Origin of the sequence: Amycolatopsis sp. WAC 01375 (genome assembly GCF_003947325.1) — a bacterium.
Classification (GTDB): Bacteria; Actinomycetota; Actinomycetes; order Mycobacteriales; family Pseudonocardiaceae; genus Amycolatopsis.
On record NZ_QHHW01000020.1, the window covers coordinates 42892 to 55076 of the forward strand.

General features: G+C 72.8%; 3 protein-coding genes and 1 pseudogene. All 4 read left to right on the forward strand.

The window, feature by feature from the left end:
- Positions 1–18 precede the first annotated feature (18 nt).
- A complete protein-coding gene (locus tag DL991_RS10045; RefSeq protein WP_125783292.1) occupies positions 19–4731 on the forward strand; it encodes a type I polyketide synthase in 4713 nt (1570 codons plus the stop codon).
- Positions 4732–4738: 7 nt separating this feature from the next.
- Entirely contained in the window at positions 4739–10585 is a 5847-nt protein-coding gene (locus DL991_RS43870; protein WP_125783294.1) for a type I polyketide synthase, read from the forward strand.
- Positions 10582–11481: a proline iminopeptidase-family hydrolase gene (locus DL991_RS10055; RefSeq protein WP_125783296.1), complete on the forward strand. Its 900-nt coding sequence runs from the start codon at positions 10582–10584 to the stop codon at positions 11479–11481. The genes DL991_RS43870 and DL991_RS10055 overlap by 4 nt, the downstream gene beginning before the upstream one ends.
- Positions 11482–11553: 72 nt before the next feature.
- A pseudogene (locus DL991_RS10060) lies at positions 11554–12185 on the forward strand (ACP S-malonyltransferase); the annotation flags it as partial.

Sequence of the window (12185 nt, forward strand, 5' to 3'; positions counted from 1 at the left end):
GAAACGGTGGTTCTTCCCATGACAAGCGACGCCGACGACAAGCTCAGGGACTACCTGAAGCGCGCGACGGCCGACCTCCGGCAGACCCGGCTGCGGCTGCGGGAGGCGGAGGAGCGTGCCCACGAGCCGATCGCGGTGGTCGCGATGGGCTGCCGGTTCCCGGGCGGTGTGGAGACTCCCGAGGACCTGTGGGCGCTGGTCGACTCCGGTGGGGACGCGATCAGCGCGTTCCCGGAGAACCGCGGCTGGAACGCCGCCGCGCTGTTTCACCCAGAGCCCGCCACGCCTGGCCGCACGTACTCCGTCAACGGCGGATTCCTGCACCAGGCGGGCGAGTTCGACGCCGACTTCTTCCGGATGAGCCCGCGCGAGGCTCGCGAGACCGACCCGCAGCAGCGCCTGCTGCTGGAGGTCGCGTGGGAGACCGTCGAGCGCGCGGGCATCGATCCGACCTCCCTCATGGGAAGCCGGACCGGGGTGTTCGCGGGCGTCGCCTACCACGACTACGCGGGTCGCGCGCCCTACGGCGAGCGCGGCATCGGCGCCCTCGGCAGTGTCGTCTCCGGACGCGTGGCCTACGCACTGGGCCTGGAGGGCCCGGCGGTCACCATCGACACGGCCTGTTCGTCCTCCTTGGTCGCCCTGCACACCGCCGCCCGGTCGCTGCGCGCGGGCGACTGCGACCTCGCCCTGGTCGGCGGGGTCACCGTCATGAGCACACCGGACGCCTTCGTCGGCTTCAGCCAGGACCGCGGTCTCGCCCCGGACGGCCGGTGTAAATCCTTCGCCGCGGCCGCCAACGGCACCGGCTGGGGCGAGGGCGTCGGCCTGCTGCTGGTCGAACGCCTCACCGACGCCCTGCGCGAGGGCCGCACCGTGCTCGCGGTCGTGCGCGGCACCGCCGTCAATTCCGACGGCGCGTCCAACGGCATCTCCGCACCCAACGGTCCGTCCCAGCGGCGGGTCATCGAAGCCGCGCTGGCCGACGCGCGGCTGGCCGCGGCCGAGGTCGACGCGGTCGAGGGCCACGGCACCGGCACTGTGCTCGGCGACCCCATCGAGGCGCAGGCGCTGCTGGCCACCTACGGCCAGGGCAGGCCCGCCGACCAGCCGTTGTGGCTGGGGTCGGTCAAGTCGAACATCGGGCACGCGCAGGCAGCGGCGGGCGTGTCCGGCATCATCAAGATGGTCGGCGCGCTGCGCCATGGCGTGCTGCCCCGGACCCTGCACCTGGACGCACCAACGTCCAAAGTGGACTGGACGGCCGGCGGCATCCGGCTGCTCGACACCTCGATCCCGTGGCCGGACCGAGGGCGCCCGCGCCGCGCGGGCGTGTCGTCGTTCGGGCTCAGCGGAACCAACGCCCACGTCATCCTGGAGCAGGCGCCTGAAGCGGAGCCGGTGTCCGAGCGCGAACCCCGGTCGTGCGCCACGCTGGCCTTCCCGTTGCACGCCCGGAGTCCGGCCGCGCTGCGGGCGCAGGCCGAGCGGCTGCTCGCCCACCTCGCCGACCGTGCCGGCCGCGATGTCGAACTGGAGGACATCGCGTACTCGCTGGCCACCACTCGCGCGGAGATGGAATATCGTGGCGTCGTCATCGCGGCCGACCGCGACCACTTGGTGCGTGGGCTGACCGCGCTCGCCGCCGACGGGCCCGCACCGGGCCTGGCGCGCGGGGTCGTCCAGCCGGACGGGCTGACCGCGTTCCTGTTCACCGGCCAGGGCGCGCAGCGGATCGGCATGGGCCGCGAGCTGCACCGGGCCTACCCCGAGTTCGCCGCCGCGTTCGACGACGCACTCGCGGCGATAGACCCGCATCTCGACCGTCCGCTGCGCGAGGTGATCTGGGGCGAGGCCGCGGAGCGGTTGAACCAGACCGGATACGCCCAGTGCGCGCTGTTCGCCGTCGAGGTGGCCCTGTTCCGGCTGCTGTCCGCGTGGGGCGTGCGGCCGGACTACCTCGCGGGCCACTCGGTCGGCGAACTCGCCGCCGCGCACGCCGCCGGGGTGCTCGGCCTCGCAGACGCGGCCGCGCTCGTCGCCGCCCGCGGCAGGCTGATGCAGGCACTGCCCGAGGGCGGCGCGATGGTCGCGATCCAGGCAGGCGAGGACGAGGTGCTTTCCGTGCTGGTCGACGGGGCCACCGTCGCAGGCGTCAACGGTCCGATGTCCACAGTGGTCTCCGGCGACGTCGACGCCGTGCTCGCCGTGAAAGCGCACTTCGACGCGGACGGGGCCAAGACCAAGCGGCTCGCCGTGTCCCACGCTTTCCACTCCGCGCGGATCGAGCCGATGCTGGCCGAGTTCGCCCGGCTCGCCGCGAGCCTGACCTACGCCGAGCCGGTCATCCCGGTCGTCTCCACGGTCACCGGGGACCGGTCCGCCGACCTGGCATCGCCGGAGCACTGGGTGCGGCAGGCCCGCGCCGCCGTCCGCTTCGGCGATGCGGCCGCGTGGCTGGCCGAGCAGGGCGTCGGCACGTTCATCGAGGTCGGCCCGGACGCCGCGCTCTCGGCCACGGTGCCCGACTGCGCTCCCGGCGCCGTGGTCGCCCCGCTGATGCGCCGCGACCACGCCGAGGCGGCGCAGCTGATGACCGCCCTCTCCGCCGCCCACGTCGCGGGCACCCGGGTCGACTGGGCCGCCGCGTGCCCCGGGAGGCGGGTCGAACTGCCCACGTATCCCTTCCAGCGCTCGTGGCACTTCTGGGAGACCTCGCCCGCCACCGCCGATCCGGTCGACGGCTCGTTCTGGTCGGCCGTGGCCCTCGCCGACGCGGACGTGCTCGCCGAGCGGTTCGACGTCGCTCCCGAGGCGTGGCGGGCGGTGCTGCCCGCGCTGACGCGGTGGCGAGAACGGCATCGAGAAGAGTCGACTGTGGACGGCTGGCGGTACCGGGTGGTGTGGCGTCCGGTTCCCGAAGCGCCCGCCACGCCGGACGGGACCTGGCTCGTGGTCGTCCCGCCCGGGCTTCCCCGTGAGTTCGTCGACGGCCTTCGCGGGTTGTCCACTGTGGTCGTTTCAGTCGACACCGCCGATCGGTCCGCGATCGCCTTGCCGTCCGGGCCGTTCGCGGGTGTGCTGTCCCTGCTCGCTCTCGAGCACGCCGCCGACCGCCCCGGCGTGGCGACCGGAACCCTGCGCACGGTCGCCCTCGTGCAGGCCCTCGCGGACACCGGGATCACCGCGCGCCTGTGGTGCCTCACCCAGGACGCGGTCGCGGCCGAGCGCACCGACGAGCCCGTCGACCCGCGCCGCGCGGGACTGTGGGGCCTCGGCGTGGGCTTGGCGCTCGACCACCCCGACACCTGGGGCGGCCTCGTCGACCTGCCCGCGGCCACGTGCCCGGACACCCTTGCCCGCGTGCTCGCGGCCATCGCCGACGGGACCCAGGACCAGGTCGCCGTGCGCGCGTCCGGGTTGTACGCCCGCCGCATGGAGCGCGCCCCGCTCGACGGCGCACCCCCGGTCCGGACGTGGACCCCCGACGGCCTGACCCTGATCACCGGCGGCACCGGCGGACTCGGCGCCCACGTTGCCCGTGACCTGGCCGCCGCCGGCGCGGACCACCTGATGCTGGTCAGCAGGCGCGGCCTCGCCGACGACGAACTGGTCACCGAGCTGACCGGGCTCGGCGCGAAGGTGACCGTCGCGGCCTGCGACATGGCCGACCGCGCGTCCGTCGCCGCACTCCTGGACGGGCTACCCGAGCCGCCGACCGCCGTCTTCCACGCCGCGGGCGTCATGCAGCACCTGGGACCGGTGACAGGGCAGAGCATCGACGAGTTCGCTGACGTCGCTGCCGCGAAGGTCGGCGGAGCGCTGCTGCTCGACGACCTGCTCGGCGACCGCCCGCTGTCGGCGTTCGTACTGTTCTCCTCCGGCGCCGCGGTGTGGGGAAGCGGCGGCCAGGCCGCGTACGCCAGCGCCAACGCCTGCCTTGACGCCCTTGCCCACTCGCGCCGCGCCCGCGGCCTGACCGCGACCGCGATCGCCTGGGGTCCGTGGGAGGGCGGCATGGTCGACGCCGCGGTGGCGGCGGCCGCCCGGCGGGTCGGCGCTCCGCCGATGTCGCCCCGGCTCGCGGTCCGCGCGCTGCGGCAGGCGCTCGATCACGACGAGACCGACCTGGTGGTCGCCGACTTCGAGTGGTCCCGGTTCGCGCCGACGTTCCGCATGTCCCGCCCGCACCCGCTGCTGGACGGCATCCCCGAGGCGGCCGTCGCCGACGACAAGCCCGCCGTCGACCCGGGCCTGGCCGGGCTGAGCCCCGCCGACCGGGAGCGGACCGTGCTGGACCTGGTGCGCACCAACGTCGCCGCCCTCCTTGGCTACGACGACCCGAGCGCGCTGGACACCGCCAGGTCCTTCACCGACCTGGGGTTCGACTCCGTCGCCGCGGTCGACCTGCGCGGGCGGCTCGGCTCGGCCACCGGGCTCAGCCTGCCCAGCACGCTGGTCTTCGACCACGCCAACCCGACCGCCCTGGCCGGGTTCCTGTCCGCCCGACTGGCCGAGGACGACGCCATCGATCTCGACGGTGAACTCGACCGGATGCGGCAGCGGCTGGCGGAGTCCCCGCCGGCGGCGGGGGAGCAGGACCGCATCGCCGCCCGCTTGCGCGCGCTGGCCGACTCCCTCGCCGCGCCCGTCGATGTCGACCTCGCGTCGGCCTCCGCCGACGATGTGCTGGCCTTCATCGACTCCGAACTCGGCTTGCAGGAAGGGTGATCGGGTCGTGACCGCTGACGATCGGCTGGTCGAGGCACTGCGGGCCTCGCTGAAGGAGACCGAGCGGCTGCGCGTTCGCAACCGCGAGCTGACCGACGCGGCTGCCGAGCCCATCGCCATCGTGGCCATGGGCTGCCGCTACCCGGGCGGGATCGCCTCGCCGGAAGACCTGTGGCGTGTCGTGGCCGGCGGCGTCGACGTCGTCTCCGACTTTCCCTCCGACCGCGGCTGGGAGGTCGAACGCCTATTCGACCCGACGGGTGAGCGGCCCAACACGACCTACGTGCGCCGAGGCGGCTTCCTGCACGACGCCGCCGATTTCGACGCCGGACTGTTCGGCATCAGCCCCAACGAGGCCCGGATCATGGACCCGCAGCAGCGGCTGCTGTTGGAGGTCTCCTGGGAGGCCTTCGAGCGCGCGGGCATCGACCCCCTCTCCTTGCGGGGGACCGACACCGGCGTGTTCGCCGGCGTCATGTACCACGACTACCCGGCCAACGCGAACACCGGCTCGGTCGTGGCAGGCCGGCTGTCCTATGTGTACGGACTGACCGGTCCATCGGTCACCCTCGACACCGCGTGCTCGTCATCGCTGGTGGCCATGCACCTCGCGGCCCGCTCGCTGCGGGCGGGGGAGTGCACTCTCGCGTTGGTCGGCGGCGTGACCGTCATGGCCACCCCGGAGACGTTCGTGGAGTTCAGCCGTCAGCGCGGATTGTCCCCAGACGGTCTCTGCCGCTCATTCGCGGCGGGCGCGAACGGCACCGGCTGGGGCGAAGGGGCGGGCGTCCTGCTGGTCGAACGCCTCTCCGACGCCCAGCGTCTCGGCCACCCCGTACTCGCTGTCGTCCGCGGCTCCGCGGTCAACCAGGATGGCGCGTCGAATGGCTTGACGGCCCCGAGCGGCCCCGCGCAGCAGCGGGTGATCCGCGCGGCACTGCGGAACGCGGGCCTTGTCGCCTCCGAGGTGGACGTTGTCGAGGCTCATGGAACGGCGACCACTCTCGGTGACCCGATCGAGGCGCAGGCCCTGCTCGCCACCTACGGCCAGGACCGATCCGCACCACTGTGGCTGGGCTCGGTGAAGTCGAACATGGGTCACACCCAGGCGGCGGCGGGGGTGGCCGGGGTGATCAAGATGGTCCAGGCCATCGGGAAGGGCATCGTTCCGCCCACACTGCACGTGGACGAGCCGACCTCGCACGTGGACTGGACGGCAGGCAAGGTCCGACTCGCGACGGAAGCCCTGCCATGGCCCGACGGCCGGCGCAGGGCGGGGGTGTCGTCGTTCGGGATCAGCGGCACCAACGCGCATGTGATCCTCGAACAGGCGCCGCACACCGAGCGCGCGCCCACCCGGCCACTGCCCGTCGTTCCCCTGCTGCTGTCCGGAAAGGACGCGACCGCGCTCCGCGCCCAGGCGAACCGTCTCGCCGTTCACCTGTCGTCGTCGGACCTGACCGTGACCGACGCGGACCCCGCGCTCGACGACCGCGCGCCGGGTGGCCGAGGGGTCAGGCCCGCATACCCCACTTCTTCGGCTGATCCGATGCTGACCGACGTCGCCTACACCTTGTCCGGCCGAGCCCGGCTCGACCACCGCGCTGTCGTCGTCGGGGCCGACCGAGACGAACTCGTCCGTGGCCTGACCGCGCTCGGCGAGTCGGTCCCGGCCCGCTCCGGCGGCGCGATCGCGTTCCTGTTCACCGGCCAGGGCGCCCAGCGGATCGGCATGGGACGGGGGCTCGCCGACTCGTTCCCCGTGTTCGCCGCCGCGCTGGACAGTGTCGTGTCCGAACTGGACAAACACATGGACCGCGGGCTTCGGGACGTCATCTGGGGCGATGACCAGGCGCTGCTCGACGACACCGGCTACGCCCAACCATGCCTGTTCGCCGTCGAGGTCGCGCTGTACCGGCTGGTCGAATCCTTCGGCGTCACCCCAGCCTTCCTGGCCGGGCACTCCATCGGCGAGCTCGCCGCCGCGCACGTCGCCGGGGTGTTCACCCTGGCCGACGCCGCCGCGGTCGTGACCGCCCGGGGCAGGCTGATGCGTGCCCTCCCGGAGGGCGGCGCGATGGCGGCCATCCAGGCCACTGAGGACGAAGTCGCCCCCCACTGCTCAGACCGCGTGGTCATCGCCGCGGTGAACGGTCCCGCCGCTGTCGTCGTCTCCGGCCATGCGGACGCCGTGGCCGACCTGGTGGCTCACTTCGCCGACCGCAAGACGACCACGCTCGCGGTGTCGCACGCGTTCCACTCGCCGCTGATGGACCCGATGCTGGCCGACTTCCGCGCCGTCCTGGCCCGCGTCACACTCAGCCCCGCCAACCGGCCGCTCGTCTCCACGGTGACCGGCGAGCGCGCGGGTGAGGAACTGCTCGACCCGGCCTACTGGGTCCGCCAGGTGCGCGAGCCCGTCCGCTTCGCCGACGCTGTCCGCGCTCTGCGCGACGCCGGGGCCACCCGCTTCCTCGAACTCGGCCCCGACGGCGTGCTCACCGCGATGGCGTCGCAGACCGTCGAAGCGAATGTCAGCACGCCGACAATGCGCCGGGACCGGCCGGAGCCCGCGACCTTCCTGACCGCGCTCGGCCACCTCCACACCGCAGGTGCCGCTGTCGACTGGAGCCCCCTGTTCACCGACGCGGCACTGACCCCCCTGCCGACGTACGCCTTCCAACGCCGGCGCTACTGGCTGGACCCGGTCGGCTTCCTCGCCGACTCCTGGCTGGGCGCCGACATCGGCGGCCTCGCCGCGATCGGCGTCGACCCGGCACGCCATCCGCTGCTGGGCGCTGAAGTCGTCGCTCCGGAAGACGGCACAGTCGTCCACACCGGCGCACTCTCCCTCGCCACCCACCCGTGGCTGGCCGACCACGCCCTCGGCGGCACGGTCCTCGTCCCCGGCGCCGCCCTGGTCGACCTCGCCATCACCGCCGGCGACACGATCCAGGAGCTGACCCTCGACGCCCCGCTGATCCTGCCCGAGCGCGGCACCGTCTTCCTCCGCGTCGTCACCACACCTGGCCGGACGGTCACCATCCACTCCCGACCGGAGCCCGACGCGCCCTGGACCTGCCACGCGACCGGCCTCCTCACCACGGCCACCGCCACCGGCGAGCCCCTGACCGACTGGCCCCCCGCCGCTGACCCCATCGACCTTCACACCCTCTACGACGACCTCGCGGCCGACGGCCTCGACTACGGTCCAGCCTTCCGTGGCCTGCGCTCCGCCTGGCGGTCCGGCCAGGACGTGTACGCCGAAGTCGAGCTCCCCGACGACGTCGACGTCGACGGCTTCACCCTCCACCCCGCCCTCATCGACGCCTGCCTGCACGCGATCGCCCTTGGCCCCGAAGGCAGGCAACCCCGCGTGCCCTTTTCCTGGACCGGCGTCACCGCGCACGCCGCCGGCGCCACCGCCGCTCGCGTCCGGATTCGCCGGACCGGCGACGGCGCGGTATCCCTGGCCATCGCCGGCCGCGACGGCCAACCGCTGGCGACCGTCGACGGCCTGGCCCTGCGCCGCATCCACCCGGCGGCCCCGGACTCCCTGTTCCACGTCGTCTTCACCCCGGTCGAGCCGATCGGCGCGGCAGGAGACCACCGGGTGCTGATCGTCGAACCCGGCGACGTCCACACCACCCTTCACTCCGTGCTCGCCCACCTCCAGCATTACGACGACCCCGTACCGCTCGTCGTGGTCACCAGCGGCGCGGTCGGCGAGGACGTCACCGATCTGGCAGGCGCGGCCGTCTGGGGCCTCGTCCGCTCGGCCCAGTCGGAGAACCCGGGGCGGTTCGTCCTCGCCGACGTCGACGAACTCGCCGGAATCGCCATCGCCGTCGCCACCGGCGAACCGCAGGTCGTCGTCCGCGACGGCAAGGCCCATGCCGCCCGGCTCGCCCGGGTGCCCAGCGTCCCCGCCGACATCCCGACGTTCGATCCGGCGGCGACCACGCTCCTCACCGGCGCCGCAGGCGCCCTCGGCAAGCTCTTCGCCCGCCACCTGGTCACCACCCACGGCGTCCGCCACCTGCTGCTGGTCAGCAGGCGTGGCCCGGACGCCGACGGTATGCCCGAACTGCTGGCGGAGCTGTCCGAACTCGGCGCGAAAGCCACGGCGGCCGCCTGCGACGTCGCCGACCGCGACGCCCTCGCCGCCACCCTGGCCGCCATCGACCCGGCCCACCCGCTGCGGGTGGTCGTCCACGCCGCAGGCGTCCTCGACGACGCCACCCTGCCCGCACTCACCCCGGATCGCCTGGACCGCGTGCTGCGGCCCAAGGTCGACGCCGCCATGGCCCTGCACGAGCTCACCACCGACCTCGACGCGTTCGTGCTGTTCTCCTCCGCCGCGGGCGTGCTCGGCAACCCCGGCCAGGCCAACTACGCCGCCGCCAACGCCTTCCTCGACGCCTTGGCCGCCCATCGCCGCGCCAACGGCCGGCCCGCTCACTCGCTGGCGTGGGGACTCTGGGCCGACGGCATGGCGGACCACCTGACCGAGACCGACAACGACCGGATCACCGGAAGCGGTGGCCGTGTGCTGGCGGAGCCCGAAGGAGTGGCGCTGTTCGACCGCGCCATCGCCGTCGACCTGCCCGCCGTGGTCCCGATGGGCCTGGACTTCGCCGCACTGGCCCGCGTTGACGATCTGCCCCCGCTGTGGCGCGGCATCGTCCGTGCCCGCCCGGCGCGCACCCCGGGCGAGGACCCGATCCAGCTTCGCCGACGCCTGGCCGCACTCAGCGACGGCGATCGCGAACGCGAACTGCTCGACCTGGTCTTGCGCCGCGCCGCCACCGTCCTCGGCCATCCCGACGCGGACGCCGTCGATGCCGAGCGCGACTTCCTCGAGGCGGGCTTCGACTCGCTGAGCGCGATGGAACTGCGCACCGCCTTGGCCTCGGCGACCGGCCTGACCCTCCCGCCCATGGTCGTGTTCGACACCAAGGCGCCCGCGGGCCTGGCCACGTGGCTGGCAGGCGCTTTCACCGACGGCGAGCCGACACCGCGACCGTCCACTGAAGACCTTGTGAGCGCCCTGTTTCGCCAGGCCATCCTCGAAGGCCGCTCGACGGCGGGCTTTGCCCTCTTGCGCGCGGTCGCCGACCTACGCCCCCAATTCACCTCCGATGCCGACCTGGGATTGCGACCCGTCCACCTCGCCGACGGCCCGGCCCACCCCAAACTCGTCTGCCTCAGCACCCCGATGGCCACCGGCGGCGTGCATCAGCACGCCCGGCTCGCCGCGCCGCTGCGCGGTGTCCGCCCGGTGATCACCCTGCCGACACCGGGATTCACCGAGGGCGACGCCCTGCCCGAGTCGGCCGAAACGGTCGTCGAGGTGCTCGCCGACGCCATCCTGCGCGCCGCCGACGGCGAGCCGTACGTGCTGCTCGCCTATTCATCGGGCGGTCTCATGGCCAACGCGATCACCGCGCGGCTCGAACGCGAAGGTGCCGGCCCGGACGGTTTGGTGCTGATCGACTCCTACCGCGTCGACGGTGGTGGAGTCAGCTCAGGAGTCTTCGATGAGATGAGCCGCGCGCTCGTCGCGCGCGACTCGGAGTTCGGGCTGTTCGACACCGCGAGCCTGTCGGCGATGACCCGCTACTTCGACCTGCTGCCCCACTTCACCCTCGACCCCGTCGCCGCGCCCGTCCTGTTCGTCGGCGCGGGCCGCTCGTTCGTGCCCGGCGACGCGGGCGACGATTGGCGCGCGCTGCCGTGGGACCCGGCGCACGAGCTGCGCACGGTCCCCGCAACGCACTTCACCATCGTCGAGGAAGACGCCGAGGCGACCGCCCGGGTGATCGAGGACTGGATCGGGAAGAGGAGCACATGACCGTCGCCGCCAGCAAGAAAGGCCGGATTGCCTTCGGCGAGCACAAGACGTGGTACCGGGTCACCGGCGACCTGACCGCGGGCCCGCCGCCGATCGTGGTCGTCCACGGCGGTCCGGGAAGCACCCACGACTACCTGCTGTCGATGGCCGACCTGGCCGAGCACGGCTGGCCGGTCGTGCACTACGACCAGATCGGCAACGGCGGATCGACTCACCTGCCCGACCGGGGCGCCGACTTCTGGACCGTCCAGCTGTTTCTGGCCGAACTCGACAATCTCCTGCGAGCGCTCGGCATCGCCGACAACTATGTCCTCTTCGGACAGTCATGGGGTGGCCTCCTCGTCGCCGAGCATGCCGCCGCGAAACCGGTCGGCCTCAAAGGCATCGTCGTCGCCAACGCGCCCGCGTCCTACCCGCTGTGGCTCGCGGAGATGGACGTTCTCCGCGCAGCCTTGCCCGAAGGCGTCGAGAAGACGCTGCGCGAGCACGAGGCGGCCGGCACGACCAGCAGCGACGAGTACCACGAGGCGATGCGCGTCTTCTACGAGCGCCACGTATGCAGGCTCACCCCATGGCCGCGCGACTACCAGGCGTCCTTCTACGAGATCTACAACGACCCGACCGTCTACTTCACCATGAACGGCCCCAGCGAGTTTCACGTCAACGGCACGCTCAAGGACTGGGGCGTGGTCGACAAGCTGCCCGAGATCGCTGTGCCGGCCCTGGTGCTCTCCGGTAGGCACGACGAGGCCACCCCCGTCACCGTGCGCCCGTATGCCGAGCTGATCCCGGACGTCCGGTGGGAGCTCTTCGAGGAGTCCAGCCACCTTCCCCACCTGGAGGAGCCCGAGCGGTTCACCGAGGTGATGCTGGAGTACCTGAAGGGACTGGGGTGAAAGGCTCAGTGGTGACCACTTAGGGACCGGTAGGGGTGTCCGAGCACGCGCGCGCGGCCGACACTGACGAGCATGGCAACCGACCGCGCAGCGTTCGTCTTCCCCGGTATGGGACCGACCAGGTTCGCCGATGTCGCCAGGTTCATGGTGGTCCATCCCAGCGCCCGGGACCTGGTCGCCGTCGCCGACGACCGGCTCGGCTACTCGCTGGTGGACCGGTTCTCCGAAGCCGACGGCGACTACAGCACCGAAGCCCAGATCGCCTTTCTGGTCAACTGTCTGGCGATGGCGGCCTGGGCGGAGAGCGAGTTCGGCGTCAGTCCGGACTACTGCACCGGCCCCAGCTTCGGCGGCAAGGCGGCCGCCGCCTACTCCGGGGCGCTGTCGACCTCCGACGCGGTCTGGCTGACCGCCGAGTTCGCCCGCTGCCTCAAGGAGTACTTCGCCGTCGAGCACGCCGACGCCGTGACCCAATCCTTCGCCCGCACCCCGCCGGACCGGCTCGCCGAGATCACCGCCGAACTCGACGACGCGGGCGCCTGGTACGAGTTGTCCTGTCGGGTCGACGAGGACTTCGCCATGCTCACCCTGTCCGAGAGCCGCGTGGAGTGGCTTGGCGACAGGCTGCGCGCGGCGGGCGGGGGGCCGGTGTTACAAATGGGCCCCCCCGTTGACCGTGTCGCCCTCCCCCGGCTGGGCATGCA